We start from the raw sequence: 19,085 nt of genomic DNA, 5'->3' as shown, positions 1-19,085 counted from the left end.
CGAGCATCCGGTAGGCGGTGCCGAACAGCAGCCGCCGGTTGTCCTCGGACGGGTCGGTCATGGGCCCCGCCGTCGCATTCGGCCGCCCGTTGATCAACGCCGCCCGGGGCATCCGCGTTTCCGCGGGGCGCGTGCCCGTCTGCGTCAGAACAGGGGCAGGATAGGAGCTGGAGAAGAACCGGCTGATCACGAGGGTGGAGCGGGAGACATGGCGAGGAAGGACCTTCGACCGCACCAGCGCGAGGCCGTCGATGCCGTGCTGCGGGCGCTGGAGGTGCCCGCCGGGGGCCGGGTCCCCGAGCGCGGGCTGCGCACCCAGGTGATCATGGCCACCGGCTCGGGGAAGTCCCTGGTCGCCGTCCGCTCGGCGGAGGAGCTGCGGGCCGGGCGGGTGCTGGTGCTCGTGCCCTCCCTGGACCTGCTGGTGCAGACCGCCGCCGCCTGGCGGGAGGGCGGCCGCGCCGGCCGGTCGCTGGCCGTGTGCTCCCTGCGGCCAAAGGACGCGGGCATGCCGACCACCACCGACGCGGCCGAACTGGCCCGTTGGGGCGGTCCGTCCACCAGCAGGGTGACGGTGTTCGCCACGTACGCCTCGCTGGGTTTGGGCACCGTCGAGCGCGCCCATCTCGCCGGACTGCCGGGCTGGGACCTGATCGTGGTCGACGAGGCGCACCGGACCTCCGGGCGGATCGGCAAGCCCTGGGCGGTGGCGCACGACAACACGCGGATCCCCGCCGTGCGGCGGCTCTATCTGACGGCCACGCCCCGCGTCTGGCAGGTCGGCGAGGAAGGCGGGCCCGCAGCGGCGGGAGGGGCCGGCGAGGGAGCGGAGGAGGGCCGCGCGCGGGGACACGGCGAGCTGGTCGCGTCCATGGAGGACGATCCGCTCGGCCCCTTCGGCGCGCGCTGCTACACGCTCACCCTCTCCGAGGCCATCGACCGCGGGATCTGCGCCCCGTACCGGGTGGTGTGCGTGGACGTCACCGATCCCCAGTTCCGGGCTGCCGTGCTGCTGGGCCCGGGCGGCCGCTCGGACGCGGTGCGCGGGGCGCGGATGGCGGCGCTGCAGACCGCGCTGGTGAAGGCGGCCGCCCAGGAGGGGTTCCGGCGGACGCTCGTCTTCCACCACCTGACCAAGGAGGCCGAGGCGTTCGCGGCGGGCCTCCCGGCCGTGGCGGAGCGGCTGCGGACCAGCCGCGGAAGCGGCGGCGGGCCGGCGTACCCCCGTACGGTCTGGGCGGACTGGCTGTCGGGGCAGCACTCCGCCGCCCACCGGCGGCGGGTGCTGGGCGCGTTCGCGGATGGCCGGGTCGCGGAGAAGGCCTTCCTCGGCAGTGTGCGGGTGCTCGGCGAGGGCGTGGACACCAAGGAGTGCGATTCCGTCTACTGGGCCGACGTACGGGGGTCCATGCCCGACCTGGTCCAGGCCGTCGGGCGGGCGCTGCGCATCCGCCCCGGGGAGGGGAAGGTGGCCTCGCTGGTGGTGCCCGTGCTGCTGGAGCCGGGCGAGACTCCGGAGGCGATGCTCACCTCGCGGGCGTACGGGGACCTCGCGCGGCTGCTCGAGGCGTTGCGGGCGCACGACTCGCGGCTGGTCGAGTCGCTGGCCCAGCCGCAGGCGCCGAGCCGGACCGCGGCCCCGGCGGCGGGCTCCGGCGCGCAGGCGCTGCTGAGCTTCTCCACCCCCCCGGATCCCGCGCTGCTGGCCGCCTTCGTACGGCTGCGCGTGCTGCATCCGGAGCACGCGCACTGGCGCCGCGGGGTCGAGGCCGCCCGGATCTACGCCGCCTCGGCCGGGGACCTCAAGGTGCCGTTCGGCTTCAAGGTGCCGGCGCGGGACGCGGCGTGGCCGCCGGGGCTGGCCGGGTTCCCGCTCGGCCAGTGGATCGCCGACGCGCGGCGCACCTACCGCCGGGGCGCGCTGGGCCGGGAGCGGGCGGCCGAGCTCGACGGGCTCGGCATGGTGTGGAGCCACTTCGACGTGGCCTTCGAGGAGGGCCTGGCGGCGGCCGCCGGCTGGGCGGCGGAGCACGGCCACCTGCTGCCGCCGGTGGACGCCACGTGGCGCGGGGCGCCGGTCGGGGTGTGGGTCAAGAACCAGCGGGCGGCGGCCCGCCGCGAGGGGCCGGGGGCCCTGTCGGAAGAGCGGCGCGAGGCGCTGGAGGCGGTGGACCCGTCCTGGTGTCCCGTCTGGGAGATCTCCTGGCAGCGCGCCTTCCACCTGACGCGGGTCCACCTCGACGCGGGCGGCCGGCTTCCCCTCTCCCCCGGCGAACTGGTGGTCCAGGGCGAGGACCTGGGCGGCTGGGTCCGCGGCCAGCGGCTCAACTGGGAGGGGCTGTCCTGGGCGCAGCGCTGGCTCCTGGAGCACGTGCTCGGGGTGAGCGCGGCGACGGCGGCGCAGCGCCCGCCGCCGCGCCGCAGCCATGCCCGGTCCTGGGCGGCGCAGCTGGAGGCGGCCCGCCAGTTCCGGGACCGCGAGGGCCACCTCAAGGTTCCCCGTACGCACGTCGAGCGCGTCGGGGGCCGGGAGCTGCGCCTGGGCTCCTGGATCGCCAACCAGCGCTCGCGCGCGGACTCCCTCACCCCGGACCGGGTCGAGGCTCTCGAAGCGCTGGACATGCGCTGGTAGCCGCCCCCTCCGCGACGCCTAGTGGTGGAAGCCGGAGCGCGGTTCGGTGGCGGGTGCGGGCGGCGGTGCGGCCTGGAGGTGCTCCACGGCGCGGCGCAGGTCGGCGACGAGCAGGGCGATCTGATCCCGGGTCACCCCGTGCCGGACGAGGACCCGCTGGATGACGGTGTCGTCCCGGTCGGCGGGCAGCGGGTACGAGGGCACCTGCCAGCCGCGCATCCGCAGCCGCTCGGAGAGGTCGTACAGGCTGAAGCCGGCTCCGGCCGGGTCGGCGAGGGTGTAGGAGACGGCGGGCAGGGCGCCGCGGCCGTCGTAGAGGAGGGTGAAGGGGCCCATCGCGGCGATCTCGGAGGCCAGGTACCGGGCGGTGTCGGCGCAGGCCTGCTGCACCCGGCGGTAGCCGCCCCGGCCCAGGCGCAGGAAGAGGTAGTACTGGGCGATGACCTCGCCGCCGGGGCGGGAGAAGTTGAGCGCGAAGGTCGGCATGTCGCCGCCGAGGTAGTCCACGTCGAAGACGAGTTCGGCGGGGAGCAGGTCGGCGGTGCGCCAGACGATCCAGCCGACGCCGAGGGGCGCGAGTCCGTACTTGTGGCCCGAGGTGTTGACGGAGGCGACGCGCGGCAGCCGGAAGTCCCATACCACGTCGGGGTGGAGGAAGGGGGCGACGAAGGCGCCGCTCGCGCCGTCCACGTGGATGGGCACGTCCCAGCCGTGCTCGGCCTGGATGCGGTCGAGTTCGGCGGCGATCTCGGCGACGGGCTCGTAGTCGCAGGTGTAGGTGACGCCGAGGATGGCGACGACGCCGATGGTGTTCTCGTCGACGTGCGCGGCGAGCTGGTGGGGCCGCAGTCCGGTGGCGCCGGGTTCCAGGGGGACCTGGCGCAGCTCGACGTCGAAGTAGCGGGCGAACTTCTCCCAGCAGATCTGGACCGGGCCGCAGACCAGGTTGGGGCGGTCCGCGGGGAGGCCCTGGGCGGTGCGGCGGGCGCGCCAGCGCCATTTGAGGGCGAGTCCGCCGAGCATGGCGGCCTCGCTGGAACCGGTGGTGGAGCAGCCGGCCGCGGCGCTGCCGGCGGGGGCGTTCCACAGGTCGGCCAGGATGTTGACGCAGCGGGCCTCGATCTCGGCGGTCTGCGGGTACTCGTCCTTGTCGATCATGTTCTTGTCGAGGCAGTCGTTCATCAGGCGGTGGACGCCGTCGTCGGACCAGGTGGTGCAGAAGGTGGCCAGGTTCTGCGCGGCGTTCCCGTCCAACAGGAGTTCGTTGCGGATGAGTTGGTAGACGACCTCGGTGGGCGCGGGGTCTTCCGGCATCCGGTACTTGGGGAGGATCTGGCCGCTCAGCGCGGACGCGAACACGTCCGGGTCGGCGTCTGGGGCGTGCGCGTCCTTCGTCTGATGCAGAGCCATGTCGGCACTATAGGTTAATAAGGGATATTTCACCCTGACGTCACGCCACACTTCCGGCCGACTCCGCACTGTGACCTCCTCCATAGCCGCCGGGGCGGGCCGGAGAAATTACCGCCGAGTAGCATGAGCACCGCAGATCTTCCCGCCGGAGCCGCGCAGTCCGGCCCGAATCGAAAGATCGTGCAAGTCGTTCTATACGAAACTTATCCTCCGATGTCCGGATACCGGTCAACTACCCTCGTGCCCCTGGTAGTTCTACGGTCATGAACAAGATCACCCGCCGGCAGGCCTTGGGCACCACTGCCGGTGCACTCACCGTCCTCGGACTGGCGGGCGCCACCGCGCGCGCCGCCTCCACCGACTCCCGGGCCGCCGCCGCCCCCGCCGGCACCGTCGACGAGGTGTACAAGGGCCGACGCATCCAGATAACCGCCGGCACGGGCGGCGGCCATCACGGCGGCCACCACTCCCCCGGCCTGCCCACCGTCCGGATAGACGGCCGCGAACTGCACGTGATGCGCAACGCCGACGGCACCTGGATCAGCGTGGTCAACCACTACGAGACATTCACCGACCCTGCCTCGCTGGCCCGGGCCGCCGTGCGCGAGCTCCAGGGCGCCGCGCTCGCCCCGTTCGCCCCCATGGGAGGTACGGCATGACCGTCCGCAAGAACCAGGCCGCGCTCACTCCCGAGGAGAAGCGCGCCTTCACCAACGCGCTGCTGGAACTCAAGCGCACCGGCCGCTACGACCGCTTCGTCACCACCCACAACGGCTTCATCATGGCCGACACCGACTCGGGCGACCGGGTGGGCCACCGCTCCCCCTCCTTCCTGCCCTGGCACCGCCGGTTTCTCCTGGAGTTCGAGGCTGCTCTGCAGGAGGTGGACGCGAACGTCACGCTCCCGTACTGGGACTGGACCGCCGACCGCACCACCCGCTCCTCCCTCTGGGCCGCCGACTTCCTCGGCGGCACCGGCCGGGCCCGCGACGGCCAGGTCCTCGACGGACCCTTCGCCTACGCGACGGGCAAGTGGAACATAGGCGTACGGGTGGACGGGCGCGCCTACCTGCGCCGGGCGCTCGGCCAGGGCGTCGCCGAGCTGCCGACCAAGGCCGAGGTGGACGCCGTACTCGCCATGCCGGTGTACGACGCGGCCCCCTGGAACAGCTCCTCCAGCGGCTTCCGCAACAACCTGGAGGGCTGGCGGGGCGCCAACCTCCACAACCGGGTGCACGTGTGGGTCGGCGGCCAGATGGGCACCGGGGTCTCGCCCAACGACCCGGTGTTCTGGATGCACCACGCCTTCGTGGACAAGCTGTGGGCCGACTGGCAGGCCCGCCACCCGCAGTCCGGCTACCTGCCGGCGGCCGGGACGGCGAACGTCGTGGACCTGCACGACACGATGCGGCCGTGGAACGACGTGACCCCGGCGGACATGCTCGACCACCGGAAGTTCTACACCTTCGACACCGAGCCGGTCGCCGCCAGCCAGCGGTAGTGCAGTTCGGGGCGGCCGACCTGGCCGTACCGGGGGGTGCGGTCCGCGCGGCCGGTGTCCACCAGGTGCTCCAGGTAGCGGCGGGCGGTGATCCGCGAGATCCCGGCCGCCTCGGCCGCCCCCGCCGCGGTCAGCCCCTCGGGGGCCGAGCGCAACAGCGCGGCGACCCGGTCCAGGGTCGGCGCGCTCAGCCCCTTGGGGAGTTCCGCCGGGCGCGGGGCGCGCAGGGCGGCCATCGCCCGGTCCACGTCGTCCTGGCCGGCCGCCTCGCCCGCCGTCGCACGGAACTCGGCGTACCGCAGAAGCCGTTCGCGCAGGGTCGGGAAGGCGAAGGGCTTCAGCACGTACTGGACCACGCCGAGCGAGACGCTCTCGCGGACCACGGCCAGGTCCCGGGCCGAGGTCACGACGATGACGTCGACGGGATGCCCGGCGGCCCGCAGCCCGCGGGCGAAGCGCAGGCCGTGCCCGTCGGGCAGGGTGAGGTCGAGCAGCAGCAGGTCGACGCGGGTCCGCTCCAGGACCCGGGTGGCCTCGGCCAGCGAGTGCACGGCCGCGACGGCGGTGAACCCGGGGACCCGGCCGACGTACAGCGCGTGCGCGTCGGCGGCGACCGGGTCGTCCTCGACGATCAGGACCCGCACCTCGGGGGCGCTCATGCCGGCCCGCCCGCGGCGGGCCGCCCGGGCGCCGGCAGCCGTACGGTGAACTCGGCGCCGCCGCAGGGGCCCGAGGAGGCGTCCGCGGTGCCGCCGTGGCGCTGCGCCACCTGCCGTACGAGGGCCAGGCCGAGGCCCCGGTCCTCGCCCTTGCCGGACCAGCCGCGCCGGAACACGTCCACCCCCTCCGGGAGGCCGGGCCCGCTGTCCGCCACCCGCAGCAGGATCCCTTCCCCGTCACGGCGCACGGTGACCGCGATCCGGCCGCCCGGCACGCCGGTGAGCGCGTCCATGGCGTTGTCCACGAGATTGCCGACCACGGTGACCAGGTCCCGGGCCGGCGGAGTCCCCGGCGCGCCGTCGATGGCCGTGCTGTCGGGCGTGACCACCAGCTCGACGCCGCGCTCGTGCGCCTGGGCGGCCTTGCCGAGGAGCAGCGCCACCAGGACCGGTTCGCCGACGGCGGTCACCACCTCGTCGGTGAGGGCCTGCGCCAGCTCCAGCTCCGCGGTGGCGAACTCCACCGCCTCGTCCGCCCGGCCGAGCTCGATGAGCGAGACGACGGTGTGCAGCCGGTTCGCCGCCTCGTGCGCCTGGGACCGCAGGGCCTGGGTGAATCCCCGCTCGTGGTCCAGCTCGCCTGCCAGCACCTGGAGTTCGGTGTGATCGCGCAGGGTGACCACGGTGCCCCGGCGGCCGCCGCCCGCGACGGGTGAGCTGTTGACGACGAGCACCCGGTCGGCGGCCAGGTGCACCTCGTCCACCCGCGGCCGGTCGGCGAGCAGCGCTCCGGTGAGCGGGGCGGGCAGTCCCAGGTCGGCGACACCGGAGCCGGCCACCGCGCCCCGCAGGCCCAGCAGTTCGCGTCCGGCGTCGTTGATCAGGGTGATCCTGCGCCGGCCGTCGAGCATCAGCAGTCCCTCGCGCACGCCGTGCAGGGCCGCCTGGTGGTAGTCGTACATCCGGCTGAGCTCGGCCGCGTTCATCCCGTGGGTGTGCCGGCGCAGCCGGGCGTTGACGATGTACGTGCCCGCCCCGCCGAGGGCCAGGGCCGCGGCCGCGACCCACACGAGGGCGGTGAGCTGCTCGGCGAGGCGCGCGCTGATCGCGTCGACGGTGATCCCGGCGCTGACCATGCCCACGACGCGGCCGCCGTCCGTGAGCGGGGTGACCACTCGGATCGAGGGTCCGAGGGTGCCGGTGTAGGTCTCGCTGAAGGTCTGGCCGCGCAGGGCGGCGGCGGTGTTGCCGAGGAAGGGCTCGCCGATCCGGCGCGGGTCGGGGTGGGTCCAGCGCCGCCCGGCCGGGTCCATGATCGTCACGAAGTCCACGCCCGAGTCGACGCGCACCCGCTCCGCGTACGGCTGGAGCCGGGCCGTGGGGTCGCCTCCGCCCACGGCCTCCCGTACGGCTTCCAGGACCGACGGGGAGTCGGCGACCGCGCGGGCCACGGCCCCGGCCTGCCTCCGCGCGGCGTCCTCGGCCTGGCCGCGGGCGGTGGCGTACGCGAAGACGGCGCACCCGGCCACGACCACGGCGACCAGCAGCACCTGCATGGCGAAGAGCTGGCCGGCGAGGCTGCGCGGCGGCCGGGGCAAACGGAACATGGCGCTCAGTGTGCACCGGCTCGTGAACTCAATGAACGCAAGGGTGACCGGGGTCACAGCCCCGGGCCATGGTCCTCCCGGAACGTTTTCACCACCAGGAGGCATCGTGGCCGCCACGCGCGACAGAACGCACTATCTCTACATCGCGGTGATCGCCGCGGTGCTCCTCGGCATCGCCGTCGGCTTCGCCGCACCCGGCGTGGCCGTGGAGCTCAAGCCGCTGGGCACCGGCTTCGTCAACCTCATCAAGATGATGATCTCGCCCGTGATCTTCTGCACGATCGTGCTGGGCATCGGCTCGGTCCGCAAGGCGGCCAAGGTGGGCGCGGTGGGCGGGCTCGCCCTCGGCTACTTCATGGTGATGTCCACCGTGGCCCTCGCCATCGGCCTGCTCGTGGGCAACCTGCTGGACCCGGGCAGCGGGCTGCACCTGACCGAGGCGGCCAAGCAGGCCGGCGAGGCGCAGGCCAAGGCGGGCGGGGCGAAGAGCACGCCGGAGTTCCTGCTGGGGATCATCCCGACCACGCTGGTGTCCGCCTTCACCGGCGGCGAGGTGCTCCAGACGCTGCTGGTCGCGCTACTGTGCGGGTTCGCTCTGCAGGCCATGGGCACGGCGGGCGAGCCCGTGCTGCGCGGGATCGGGCACCTGCAGAAGCTGGTGTTCCGGATCCTGGCGATGATCATGTGGGCTGCCCCGGTGGGCGCCTTCGGGGCGATCGCGGCGGTGGTCGGGGCGACCGGCATCGACGCGTTGAAGTCACTGGCCGTCATCATGATCGGCTTCTACGCGACCTGCCTGATCTTCGTCTTCGTGGTGCTCGGCACGCTGCTGCGGGTGTGCACCGGGGTCAGCGTGTTCTCCCTGCTGCGCTACCTGGGACGGGAGTTCCTGCTGATCCTGTCCACCTCCTCCTCGGAGTCGGCGCTGCCGCGGCTCATCGCGAAGATGGAGCACCTGGGGGTATCCCGGCCGGTCACCGGCATCACGGTGCCGACCGGGTACTCCTTCAACCTGGACGGGACCGCGATCTACCTGACGATGGCCTCCCTGTTCGTCGCGGAGGCGATGGGGCAGCCGCTCGCGCTCGGCGAGCAGATCTCCCTGCTGCTGTTCATGGTCATCGCCTCGAAGGGCGCGGCCGGGGTGACCGGCGCGGGTCTGGCCACGCTCGCCGGCGGACTGCAGTCGCACCGGCCGGAACTGGTGGACGGGGTCGGCCTCATCGTCGGCATCGACCGGTTCATGAGCGAGGCCCGGGCGCTGACCAACTTCGCGGGCAACGCCGTCGCCACGGTGCTCATCGGCACGTGGACCAAGGAGTTCGACCGGGCACGGGCCGGCGAGGTGCTCGCCGGGCGGCTGCCGTTCGACGAGACCACGCTGGTCGACGACGCGCCGCACGGGCCGGCGGGCGCCGTCCCGCCCCAGCCCGAAGCGGCCAAGGACGGCGTACCGGTGTAACCGGTGGGCCCACTCGGGCCGGCCGGGCAGGGCTCGCCCCCACGGTGCCCAGCCCGGTCGGTCCCGACTACTCCCGGTAGGGGCGGTTTTCGGCCACCGGCCGGAGAATGCGCGTGCGGTAAAAGGTACTTCCATACCGGGGCACGCGTCTGACATCTTGCGTCCACCACTCGTTTCGTACGGCCCGGTAGGTGTCATCCGCACCACCGGGTCATCGGAGGACGCATTGATACCCCACATATCCAGCCGACCTCGACGTACCCTCGTGCTGGCCGCCACGCTCGGCGCCGCACTGGCCTTCGGGACTCCCGCCGCGCTCGCCGGCACCGACCCCGTCAACCCGGCCGGCCCCGCTTCCGCCCCGGCGGCCGCGGCGGCTCCCCAGGCAGCGGCCCCGACTTCCCAGAGTGCGACCTGGGTTGCCGGCACCCGTGCCTACTTCGTGATCACCACGCCCGGTGACACCTCGGCGGTCCGCGCCGCCGTCGCCTCCAAGGGCGGCTCGGTCTTCGCGTCCTACGACGCCATCGGCGTCATCGTCGCCCACTCGGCCTCCGGCACCTTCGCCAGCGCCATGCGCGGCGTGAGCGGGGTCCAGCAGGTCGGCGCCACCCGCACCTCGGACGTGCCGGCGGACGCCTACAACCCGGCGCTGCCCGCCAACCCGGCGCAGTCCACCACCCCGGCCGGCGAGCCGGTCCGCGCCGACATGACGCAGATCAAGGCCGACCAGGCCTGGGCCGTCACCACCGGCTCCGCGACCGTCAAGGTCGGCATCCTGGACACCGGTGTGGACGACCAGCACCAGGACCTGGCGCCGAACTTCAACGCCGCGGACTCCGCGTCCTGCGCCTACGGCAAGGCCGACACCCGCGCCGGCGCCTGGCGCGACGTCGGCACCCACGGCACGCACGTGGCCGGTACCGTCGCCGCCGCCAAGAACGGCAAGGGCGTCATCGGCGTGGCCCCGGGCGTGAAGATCTCCTCGGTGCGCATCGCCGAGCCGGGCACCTCGCTGTTCTTCCCCGAGAACACCGTCTGCGGCTTCATGTGGTCGGGTGACCACGGCTTCAAGGTCACCAACAACAGCTACTACACGGACCCGTGGCAGTTCAACTGCCCGGACAACGCCGACCAGGCCGCGATCATCGAGGGCGTCAAGCGCGCCCAGGAGTACGCGGAGAGCAAGGGCTCGCTCCAGGTCGCGGCGGCCGGCAACTCCAACCTGGACCTGGCCAACAAGACGACCGACACCGAGAGCCCCAACGACTCGACCCCGGTCACCCGCACCATCACCAACGCCTGCCTGGACATCCCGACCGAGCTCCCGGGCGTGGTCACGGTCTCGGCGATGGGCACCACCGCCAAGGCCTCGTACTCCAACTACGGTCTGAACGTCATCGACGTGACGGCCCCCGGCGGCGACGCGACCGGCATCTACAGCACCCTGCCGGGCGGCAAGTACGGCAGCATGAGCGGTACCTCGATGGCCTCCCCGCACGTGGCCGGCGTGGCCGCGCTGCTGGCGAGCACCAACCCGGGCATCACCCCGGCGCAGCTGCGCGACAAGCTGGCCATCCAGGCCAACGACGTGGCCTGCCCGTCGGACAGCCGCTGCAAGGGCACCACGACGAAGAACGGGTTCTTCGGCGAGGGCCAGGTCGACGCCCTGAAGGCCGTCGGCAGCACCCCGCCGCCCGGCAAGTTCTTCGAGAACACCGGTGACTTCGCCATCGGCGACAACACCACCGTGGAGAGCCCGGTCACCGTCAGCGCGGTGGCGGGCAACGCCCCGGCCACCCTCAAGGTGGGCGTGAACATCGTGCACACCTACATCGGCGACCTGAAGGTCGACCTGATCGCTCCGGACGGCACCGTGTACAACCTGCACAACCGGACCGGCTCGGGCACCGACAACATCAACCAGGCCTACACCGTCAACGCCTCCTCGGAGGTCGCGAACGGCACCTGGAAGCTGCGCGTGAACGACAACGCCGGCGGCGACATCGGCAGGATCGACGCCTGGAACCTCACCTTCTAGTTCCGGCACACCGCGGGGCCCCCGGGAGCAGCGCTCCCGGGGGCCCTCGCCGTTCACCGGGTCCGCAGCACGCAGTCCCCGCAGAAGCCGCCGCCGGGCACCCGGTAGTAGAGGCAGCAGCTGCGCCGCACGAAGGCCACCCCGAGCCCCTCCTCGTGGACGAAGGTGCCGGTCCCGGCGAGGGCCCCGCCGTCGGCGAGCAGGCCGGCCGCCAGCTCCACGGCCGCGGCGGCGGGAACCCGGTCGAGCAGCACGCGCAGGGCCCCGACCAGGCCCGACGCGGTGTTGCCGCGCAGCACCTTGGGCGAGACCCCGAACCGCTCCCGCACCGCGGTGTCCAGCAGCTCCAGGTGGGCGAGCACGCTCCCGCCGAGCTCCCCGGCCGGCAGCTCCCCCGGCTCGGGCAGCCACAGCTCCAGGGATCCCGCGCCGGGCAGCCGCCACCACACCCGGTCGGCGGCGAGGTCCGGCACCCGCCCTGCCAGCGCCGCGCAGCCCAGCCCGATCGACCAGAGCCGCGCCGCGATGCCGAACTGCGCGGTCGAGGCCGCCACCCGCCCCAGGCCGCTGCGGTTGCGCCGCCCCACCTCCGCGACGTACGGCGCGAGCTGCTCCCCGTACAGCACGGTCAGCGGCCGGAACCCGGGCCCGGGCGGCGGCTCCTTCCCGCGGGCCACGGTGAAGAAGGGCCCCACGGATCCCAGTTGCCTCAGTACGTCATCCACGCCGGTCACCGTATCCGCCCGGGCCGGCCTGTCCCGGTCAGAGGCCGGCGAGGAATTCCAGCAGCACCCGGTTGAAGGCCTCCGGCTGCTCCACGCCCGGCAGGTGCCCGGCCCGCTCGATGACGGCGAGCACCGAGTCCGGGAGCAGCGCGTGCAGGGCTTCGGCCGCCGCGACCGGGGTGTAGACGTCGTCGGCGCCGACCACGACCAGGCAGGGCTGGGCCGTCTCGGCGAGCACGGGCCGGTAGTCGGGGCACTCGGCGCGGCCGCGCAGGGCGGCCGCGGCCCCCTCGGGGTCGGTCGCGCGCATCATCGCGGTCACCCGCGCGGCGGCCTCGGGCATGCCGGTCACGTTGTAGGGCGCCAGCATCTTGTCGATGACGCTTTCGGCATACGGCCCCATGCCCTCGGCGATCAGCCGGTCGGCGGTCTCCAGACGTGCCTTGCGGGCCTCGGCGGATTCCGGGACGGCGGTCGTGTCGGACAGGACGAGGGCCCTTACCAGACCCGGGTGGCGCAGCCGCATCTCCATGGCGATCTGCCCTCCCATGGACACACCGCCGACGACCACCTGTTCGATGTCGAGACGGGCGAGCAGAGCGGCGAGGTCATCGGCGAAGTCGGCGAGCAGAGTCTTGCCCGGGCGCACCGGGCTTTCTCCGTATCCTCGCAGGTCAGGGGTGATCACCCGGTATCCGGCGGAGACCAGCGCGGCCGTCTGGGGGGCCCACATGGTGCGGTTGAACGGATGTCCGTGGATCAGGATTACGGACGTTCCGTCGCGGGGACCCACGTCGTCGAAAAAGACCTTCGCGCCATTGCCGAATGGGGGGTTCATGAGAGGACTTTAAGGGGCTACATTGAGCCACTCGCGTTCACCTGACAGCCCGTTGCCTTTCACCCGTGTTTTGCACTGGGGGCGACGTCAGGGACGCAGACTGTGCAACCACCCCACCGCCCAGAAGGACCGAAGGCTCCGTGCCCGTACCCGTACTCCTCGCCGGCCGCACCGTGCGGCTCGAGCCCCTCGCACCCCGCCACACCGAGGCCCTGGCCGTGGCCGGTGCCGAGGATCGTACGACTTACGCCTTCACCCCCGTACCCCACGGGGTTCAGGCGTCCCACGAGTACATCGACCGTGCCCTCGCCGATCAGGCGGCGGGCCGATCGCTCCCGTTCGCGGTCATCAGAGCCACGGACGGGCGGGTCGTCGGTTCGACCCGGTTCCTGGAACTCGACTACTGGCAGGGGCCGCTGGTGTGGCCCGCCGTGCCGGGGGTTCCGTTCGGCGATCCGGCGACGGCGATCCCCGATGCCGCCGAGATCGGCAATACCTGGCTGTCCCCGGGCGCCCAGGGCACCGGCATCAACACCGAGGCGAAGCTGCTCATGCTCCGCCATGCCTTCGAGACCTGGGGCGTGCGGCGGATCTCGCTGCGGGCGGATGCCCGCAACGGCCGTTCCCGGGCCGCGATGGAACGTCTCGGCTTCACCTGCGAGGGGGTCCGCCGGGCCCATTCGCGGGGGCTCGACGGGGCGGTCCGCAGTACGGCCTTCTACTCCATCCTCGACGAGGAGTGGCCGGCCGTCCGGTCGATCATCGAGCTGCGGCTGTCCGCCGGGGCGCAGCGCAAGCGACGCCGCCGCACGCTGATCCCCGCCTAGGCCGCCTCGCCCACCCGGCGTAACGCTCCTGCACCGGCCCTCCCCCGCCCCTTCCCCGGACGCGTCCGCACTCATCCGAGGAAGGCCGGGGCGAGGGCCGATGCCATGAGCCGGGCGGGGGCGCCGCTCCCGTCGGCCGGTACGGAGTGGAGGTCCGCCCCGAAGTCCCCGGGCAGGGAGTAGACGACCGTGCGGTCGTCCGTCCACACCACCTGGTCGTCCACGCTCCGCTCCTCCGCGAGCGGGGTCTGCGTGCCGGAGGCCACGTCCAGTACGTGCAGCCGCCACGGCGCCTCCGCCGGCAGGCCCGGCACCCGCTTCTTGTAGGCCACCCGGGTCCCGTCGGGCGAGAGGGAGGGGCACTCGACGTTCTCGTGCAGCGTGGTCACCGTCCGCGCCGCCAGGTCCCCGCGCACCAGATGGGTGCGGCCCGCGGTGCGGAGCGTGGCGTAGAAGGTCCGCTCGTCCGCGGTGAAGGTGACGCCCCAGAAGTTCACGTCGGCGCTGCGGTACGGCTTGCCGTCCTTGAGGATCGCGTAGTCCTCCAGCGAGGCCTCGAGCCTGCCGGTGCTCAGGTCGAGGACGGAGGTCCGCGTGGAGAAGTCGGTTCCGGCGTACGAGTCCCCGCCGACGAAGACCGTCCAGGCGGCCAGCCGGCCGCCGGGCGAGACCCGGGCGCGGGTGGGGATGCCGGCCAGGGCGTGCGCCGAGACCTCCTTCAGCCGGGCGTCGAGGACGACGGCCCGGTAGCGGTCCGGGACCCCGCCCTGCTCGGCCCGGAGGCAGATCCCGGTGCCCGCCGCCGCGTGGAAGCGCAGGCAGGCGACGCCCGAGGCGGTACGGTCCCCCTCCGGTGCGGCGGCCGGGACGGTGGCGAGCTCGTCGCGGTGCGGGCCCCAGGCCATGTTCCGGAAGACGATCCGCGGGTCCCCGCCCGCCGGGTCCAGGGAGACCGGGCCCCGGGTGACCTGGGGGCCGTCGGCCTGCGTCCGGTTCTTGCGGTCCTCCGTGGCGGAGGCCCGTACCAGGGCCGTCACGGCGACGGCGGCGAGCAGGACGACGGCGGTGGCCAGGATCAGGATCCGGCGCTGGAGGCTCAAGGGGTCCTCTCCTCTCGCGGGGCGGGGGCACCCTACCCATCGGCATGCACATGAGCCAGGCCCGTGCCGGGCAACGGGCGTCTCCGGAACGTCCCAAGAGAAGGAAAAATGCGGAACCCTGGCATGCTTTCGTTCATCCTTCGAACGGAAGGATCAAGCCCGTCAGACCACCCGCCCCTCGGGGCAGCACCAGCCGGAGAGCCACCGCACATGTCGTACGCACCCGAAGGGCAGCAGTACCCGCCGCCGTACCGGCCGGAGGACCAGAACCCGCAGCAGCCCCACGGCGCCCCGTACGGACAGCCGCACGGGCAGGAGCCCGAGCCCGCTCCCCGGCGCAGGTCCGGCGCCCGGCGCTGGGTGATCGCGGGGGTCTGCGTCCTCGCGCTGGCGGGCATCGCGGCCGGCGTGATGAACCACTACGAGATACCCCCGTTCACCGACAAGGGCGCGGCCGTCTCCTTCGGGGGCCCGCCCGCCGGCGACGGCGGCAAGAACGCGGCCCCCCAGGCGGCGACTTCCAAGATGCTGATGCCCACCGGCCCGCAGGCCGAGTTCAAGAACTCGATGACGCTGCCCGACGGGACGCACGTGGCCGTCACCACGCTGGACGGCAAGAAGTCCGGCTTCAAGGGCAAGGTGTGGGTCTGGGCGCCCAAGGAGTACAACGACCCCGAGTTCGCCAAGAGCGGCTTCCCCGTCATGATCGCCCTGCCTGGCGGCGCGGGTTACCCGAACAACTACTGGATGGGCACCGACCTCGGCCTCCAGACCAGCATCGCCAAGTGGTACGCCGAGGGGAAGAGCAAGCCCTTCATCCTCGCCATGCCGGTGCTCAACCCGGGGCCGGACGACAAGGGCGTCTACTGGGACGGCTCCGACATCCCCGACCAGCCGAAGATGGGCACCTGGCTGACCGAGGACGTGCCGGACCTCATGAAGGCGAACTTCCGGACCGTGAAGTCCCGTGACGGCTGGGCCTTCATGGGCTCCTCCACCGGCGGCTTCGCGGGCCTGAAGGCCGTGCTGAAGCACCCGGACAAGTTCAAGGCCGTGATCGCCTCGGGACCGGACATCGTCCCGGACTCCTCCCTGTGGAAGGGCCACGACAAGGAGAAGGCGGAGAACAACCCGGAGGTGCTGGCCAAGCAGCTCATCGACCGCAAGGGTCCCGACGTCTACCTCGCCTTCCAGGTCGGCGACAGCGAGAACAACAAGAAGACGCTGCCGGACGTGCAGAAGTTCATCGCCACCTTCGGCAACAAGGGTCCCGTGCACACCGACCTGAGGATCATCAAGGGCGGCCGGCACAACGCCAAGACCTACGTCCCCAACATGGGCGAGGGGCCGATCCAGTACATCAGCAAGGTCATGGAAGGACCCGTCGAGTAAGGTCCGGCGCCCGGGCGGCGCCCCGCCCCGCCTCCTCCGCCTCCGGCCCGCCGAACACCTTCGGCGGGCCGGAGCCGTTCCAGGGCGCCCAGCCCGGATCACCCCTCACCGCGAAGCGCACCCAGGCCGCGTGCATCTCGTCGGCCAGCGCCTGCGGAGCGTTCGGCCCGGCCAGCCGGGCCGCCTCCGGCGTGTCCAGCGTGTCGAAGACGAAGCCCAGCTCCAGGGCGTGGCAGGCGCCGAGCCCCGGAACGCCCGAGCGCCACGCGAACTCGTACAGAAAGCTCGGCGCCGCCCGCCGCGCACCGGCGAGCCGACGCAGCGGGTCGCGCAGCAGCAGGTCGGTGAGCAGGTGCCCCGCGAGGTCCGCGGGGCCGGCCCCGGGCAGGGCCGCGCGCAGCGCCCGTACGGCGGACCGGTCCTTGCCGCCGCGGCGGCGGGCCAGCTCGACGGCGACCGGGCCCAGCCGGTCCAGCAGCCGCATGGTGCCCGTCGGGGCCAGCCACAGCCGGTACTCCTCGGCGGTCCAGCCCAGCAGCAGCGGTACGCCGGTGGCACGGGCCGCGTCCAGCGGATCCGCGGGAAGCGTGTCCGGGTCGGCCACCAGGCCGAAGGCGGGCCCCGCGGCGAGGGGGCTCGACCGGCGCAGTACGGCCGCCTGGGCGGCGAGCAGGGTGGGCAGGGCGGTGGCGCCGAAGGCCACCGCGGTGGCGTCCGTCTTCAGCAGCGAGGCCATCCGCCGGACCAGGGCGCGGACCCGGTCGCGGCGCAGCACCCCGGGGGCGCCGCTCTGCAGCACGGCCCGCGCGAAGAGCCCGGCGGCCCTGGGGGCGGCGAGCAGGGCGCCGATGCTGACGGCTCCGGCGGACTCGCCGAAGACGGTGACGCGGGCGGGGTCGCCGCCGAAGGCCTCGATGTTGTCCCGGACCCACTCCAGGGCGGCGATCTGGTCCAGCAGGCCGCGATTGGCGGGGGCGTCGGGAAAGAGCCCGTATCCGAGGACGCCGAGCCGGTAGTTGAGGGAGACGAGCACGACCCCGTCGCGGGCGAAGGCGGAGCCGTCGTAGACGGGGACGGCCGAGGAGCCCCGGGTGAGCGCCCCGCCGTGGATCCACACCATGACGGGCAGCCGGGCGCCGGGCACGGGATCGGGGGTCCAGACGTTGACGCTCAGGCAGTCCTCCCCGGGGATCTCCGGGTCGGCGAGCAGCGCGGCGAACTTCGGCGCGTAGGGCACCTTCGGCGCGGTCGGACCGTAGGCGCCGGCGTCGCGTACGCCGTCCCAGGGCTCCGGGGGCGCGGGCGCGGCGAAGCGCAGGACGCCGACGGGTGGGGCGGCGTAGGGGATGCCGCGGAAGACGGCGGACCCGCCGCGCCCCGTGCGGCCCTCGACCACGCCGTGCGCGGTCCTGACCCGGGGCCGGCCGCCGGTGTCGCCGCCCGCTGCGCTCATCTGGTCCTCCCGGGTCCGCCCCGCGCACGCGCGCGGTGCGCGCACCGTCGCACAGGGGCCCCACGGGTGACAAGCCGTGACTCTGACCTCATCAAGTAGGAGCAGCGGCCGTGACCCCCCGCGCCTCCCCGCGTTGTATGCCATGTCAAACGCCGCACGTTGCGGCGCCCCTGTTTCCCATGAGGAGATCTTGATGTCGCGTATCGCGAAGGCATTCGCCGTCACCGCTGTCGCCGGTAGCGCCGTGGCCGCCGGAGCGGGTCTGGCCGTCGCCGATGCCGGAGCGCACGGTGCGGCGGTCGGCTCCCCCGGTGTCCTGTCGGGCAACCTCGTCCAGGTTCCGGTTCACGTCCCGGTCAACGTCTGCGGCAACACCGTCAACGTGATCGCCCTGCTGAACCCGGCCTTCGGCAACACCTGCGTCAACGCCTCGGGCGGCGGCGCGGACCACCACACCGAGGGCGGCTACGGCCACTGATCGCCTGATCGACCGATCGGCTGATCCGAAGGAAGGGCCCCCGCCGCGCGGCGGGGGCCCTTCCCGCGTGCCCGTCCGGCCGCGTCATTCGTAGCGGTAGAGGCCGCGGTGGCTGAGCATCTGGCGCGGGGTGACGTCCCAGGGCGGCATGGGCTCGTCGAGGGCGATCACCCGGCCGCGCTGGAGGTCGCCGAGGGCGAGCGGTGCGGCGGGCAGGTAGCCGGAGCCCGGGTGCCGCTGCTGCCAGCGGTCCCAGATCAGGTCCACGAAGGCGTGGTGCAGCCAGAAGGCCGGATCGTTGGGGGCGGTGCCGCCGGTCATGTGCCCGCCGATCCACTGGTGCACCTTGTTGTGGTTGCGCCAGCGCTCGCTCTTGGGGGCGGCCCACCCCTCCAGCTTGTTGCGGAAGCCGCCGGCGGTGGCGGTGGAGTCCCAGGGCGACACGTCGTAGACCGGATCGTCGATGGCCCACTGCAGTTCGGCGCGGGTGGGCAGGGCGATCGGGTTCTGCGGCCGGCCGAGGTTGCGGGTGAGGAAGCGGGCCTCCGAGACGCCCACGGTCACGGTCCAGTTTCCCTTGGCGTAGGCGAACGGCCCGGTCATCACCTGCCGGTCCGCCGCGCGGCCGGTTCCGCCCAGGAAGTCGTCGGCCCACAGGGAGGAGACCGGGCTGGTGTCGGTGGTCCAGTCCCAGTACGGGAGGGAGACGCCCGGGTCGACGGCCCGCAGCTGCTTCTCGAACTCCAGGAGGTAGTACCGGTGCCACGGGAAGAAGGACGGGGACATGTGCCCGACGCGGAGCTTGCGGTCGCGGTCGGGCACGAAGTACTTGCCGTGGGTGCGCACGAAGGCGTCGTAGACGCCGCTGCGCTTGAGTTCGAGCAGGGCCGCCGTGAAGCGCTTCTTCTGGGCGCTGGTCAGGTTCTTCTGGTTCTGTCGGGTGTACAACGCGGGGCTCCT

Annotated in this window: 16 protein-coding genes; 8 read left to right on the top strand and 8 right to left on the bottom strand. The window is 73.0% G+C overall.

What is annotated here, in order from left to right:
- Positions 1-208: 208 nt before the first annotated feature.
- A complete protein-coding gene (locus tag BGK67_RS30130; RefSeq protein WP_079154452.1) occupies positions 209-2,632 on the top strand; it encodes a DEAD/DEAH box helicase in 2,424 nt (807 codons plus the stop codon).
- Between the two features lie 18 nt (positions 2,633-2,650).
- Here BGK67_RS30130 and BGK67_RS30125 read toward each other — a convergent pair whose 3' ends face one another.
- Positions 2,651-4,042 (bottom strand): glutamate decarboxylase, encoded by a 1,392-nt coding sequence (locus tag BGK67_RS30125; protein ID WP_069923032.1) that lies wholly within the window; start codon positions 4,040-4,042, stop codon positions 2,651-2,653.
- Positions 4,043-4,305: 263 nt separating this feature from the next.
- On the opposite strand from BGK67_RS30125, the gene melC1 reads away from it, so the two are divergent.
- On the top strand, positions 4,306-4,701 hold the full coding sequence (melC1, locus tag BGK67_RS30120; protein ID WP_069923031.1) for an apotyrosinase chaperone MelC1: 396 nt from the start codon (positions 4,306-4,308) through the stop codon (positions 4,699-4,701).
- Complete coding sequence (gene melC2, locus BGK67_RS30115) at positions 4,698-5,543, top strand: tyrosinase MelC2 (protein ID WP_069923030.1); 846 nt, start codon at positions 4,698-4,700, stop codon at positions 5,541-5,543. Before melC1 ends, melC2 begins: the two co-directional genes overlap by 4 nt.
- On the opposite strand, the gene BGK67_RS30110 is transcribed toward melC2, so the two are convergent.
- Complete coding sequence (locus tag BGK67_RS30110; protein ID WP_069923029.1) at positions 5,501-6,202, bottom strand: response regulator; 702 nt, start codon at positions 6,200-6,202, stop codon at positions 5,501-5,503. The two genes, melC2 and BGK67_RS30110, sit on opposite strands and share 43 nt — an antisense overlap.
- Complete coding sequence (locus tag BGK67_RS30105) at positions 6,199-7,809, bottom strand: sensor histidine kinase (RefSeq protein WP_069923028.1); 1,611 nt, start codon at positions 7,807-7,809, stop codon at positions 6,199-6,201. The genes BGK67_RS30110 and BGK67_RS30105 overlap by 4 nt, the downstream gene beginning before the upstream one ends.
- 106 nt (positions 7,810-7,915) lie before the next feature.
- Here BGK67_RS30105 and BGK67_RS30100 point away from each other — a divergent pair, with 106 nt between their 5' ends.
- Both BGK67_RS30100 and BGK67_RS30095 read left to right on the top strand, forming a co-directional pair.
- On the top strand, positions 7,916-9,271 hold the full coding sequence (locus BGK67_RS30100; RefSeq protein ID WP_069923027.1) for a cation:dicarboxylate symporter family transporter: 1,356 nt from the start codon (positions 7,916-7,918) through the stop codon (positions 9,269-9,271).
- 265 nt (positions 9,272-9,536) lie between these two features.
- Complete coding sequence (locus tag BGK67_RS30095; RefSeq protein WP_069923026.1) at positions 9,537-11,312, top strand: S8 family peptidase; 1,776 nt, start codon at positions 9,537-9,539, stop codon at positions 11,310-11,312.
- Positions 11,313-11,365: 53 nt separating this feature from the next.
- Here BGK67_RS30095 and BGK67_RS30090 read toward each other — a convergent pair whose 3' ends face one another.
- Together BGK67_RS30090 and BGK67_RS30085 are read right to left on the bottom strand one after the other, a co-directional pair.
- Positions 11,366-12,037, bottom strand: coding sequence for a (2Fe-2S)-binding protein (locus tag BGK67_RS30090; RefSeq protein WP_244291355.1), 672 nt, complete (start codon positions 12,035-12,037; stop codon positions 11,366-11,368).
- A 37-nt stretch (positions 12,038-12,074) separates the two neighbouring features.
- A complete protein-coding gene (locus BGK67_RS30085; RefSeq protein ID WP_069923024.1) occupies positions 12,075-12,875 on the bottom strand; it encodes an alpha/beta fold hydrolase in 801 nt (266 codons plus the stop codon).
- Between the two features lie 140 nt (positions 12,876-13,015).
- Between BGK67_RS30085 and BGK67_RS30080 the strand changes: the two genes are divergently transcribed.
- On the top strand, positions 13,016-13,702 hold the full coding sequence (locus tag BGK67_RS30080; RefSeq protein WP_069923023.1) for a GNAT family N-acetyltransferase: 687 nt from the start codon (positions 13,016-13,018) through the stop codon (positions 13,700-13,702).
- Between the two features lie 71 nt (positions 13,703-13,773).
- On the opposite strand, the gene BGK67_RS30075 is transcribed toward BGK67_RS30080, so the two are convergent.
- Positions 13,774-14,802, bottom strand: coding sequence for a TolB family protein (locus tag BGK67_RS30075; RefSeq protein WP_069923022.1), 1,029 nt, complete (start codon positions 14,800-14,802; stop codon positions 13,774-13,776).
- Between the two features lie 210 nt (positions 14,803-15,012).
- On the opposite strand from BGK67_RS30075, the gene BGK67_RS30070 reads away from it, so the two are divergent.
- Entirely contained in the window at positions 15,013-16,194 is a 1,182-nt protein-coding gene (locus BGK67_RS30070; protein WP_079154451.1) for an alpha/beta hydrolase, read from the top strand.
- Here the strand turns inward: BGK67_RS30070 and BGK67_RS30065 are convergent.
- Positions 16,172-17,647 carry a carboxylesterase/lipase family protein gene (locus tag BGK67_RS30065; protein ID WP_069923021.1) on the bottom strand — a complete coding sequence of 492 codons (1,476 nt, stop codon included), beginning with the start codon at positions 17,645-17,647 and terminating at the stop codon, positions 16,172-16,174. The genes BGK67_RS30070 and BGK67_RS30065 overlap by 23 nt on opposite strands.
- Positions 17,648-17,840: 193 nt before the next feature.
- Here BGK67_RS30065 and BGK67_RS30060 point away from each other — a divergent pair, with 193 nt between their 5' ends.
- Positions 17,841-18,125, top strand: a complete 285-nt coding sequence (locus BGK67_RS30060; RefSeq protein ID WP_069923020.1) for a chaplin — start codon at positions 17,841-17,843, stop codon at positions 18,123-18,125.
- A gap of 84 nt (positions 18,126-18,209) precedes the next feature.
- Here the strand turns inward: BGK67_RS30060 and BGK67_RS30055 are convergent, their stop codons facing one another.
- Positions 18,210-19,073, bottom strand: coding sequence for a tyrosinase family protein (locus tag BGK67_RS30055; RefSeq protein ID WP_069923019.1), 864 nt, complete (start codon positions 19,071-19,073; stop codon positions 18,210-18,212).
- Between the last annotated feature and the right edge of the window lie 12 nt (positions 19,074-19,085).

The sequence above is a fragment of the Streptomyces subrutilus genome, from assembly GCF_001746425.1.
Taxonomy (GTDB): domain Bacteria; phylum Actinomycetota; class Actinomycetes; order Streptomycetales; family Streptomycetaceae; genus Streptomyces; species Streptomyces subrutilus_A.
This window is presented reverse-complemented; position numbering and strand designations above follow the sequence as displayed.

Bases quoted from the DNA above. Each gene is read 5' to 3' on its own strand.
- BGK67_RS30105 (WP_069923028.1), bottom strand. From the start codon at position 7,809: ATGTTCCGTTTGCCCCGGCCGCCGCGCAGCCTCGCCGGCCAGCTCTTC.
- melC2 (WP_069923030.1), top strand. From the start codon at position 4,698: ATGACCGTCCGCAAGAACCAGGCCGCGCTCACTCCCGAGGAGAAGCGC.
- melC1 (WP_069923031.1), top strand. From the start codon at position 4,306: ATGAACAAGATCACCCGCCGGCAGGCCTTGGGCACCACTGCCGGTGCA.
- BGK67_RS30060 (WP_069923020.1), top strand. From the start codon at position 17,841: ATGTCGCGTATCGCGAAGGCATTCGCCGTCACCGCTGTCGCCGGTAGC.
- BGK67_RS30065 (WP_069923021.1), bottom strand. From the start codon at position 17,647: ATGAGCGCAGCGGGCGGCGACACCGGCGGCCGGCCCCGGGTCAGGACC.
- BGK67_RS30130 (WP_079154452.1), top strand. From the start codon at position 209: ATGGCGAGGAAGGACCTTCGACCGCACCAGCGCGAGGCCGTCGATGCC.
- BGK67_RS30110 (WP_069923029.1), bottom strand. From the start codon at position 6,202: ATGAGCGCCCCCGAGGTGCGGGTCCTGATCGTCGAGGACGACCCGGTC.
- BGK67_RS30085 (WP_069923024.1), bottom strand. From the start codon at position 12,875: ATGAACCCCCCATTCGGCAATGGCGCGAAGGTCTTTTTCGACGACGTG.
- BGK67_RS30125 (WP_069923032.1), bottom strand. From the start codon at position 4,042: ATGGCTCTGCATCAGACGAAGGACGCGCACGCCCCAGACGCCGACCCG.
- BGK67_RS30070 (WP_079154451.1), top strand. From the start codon at position 15,013: ATGTCGTACGCACCCGAAGGGCAGCAGTACCCGCCGCCGTACCGGCCG.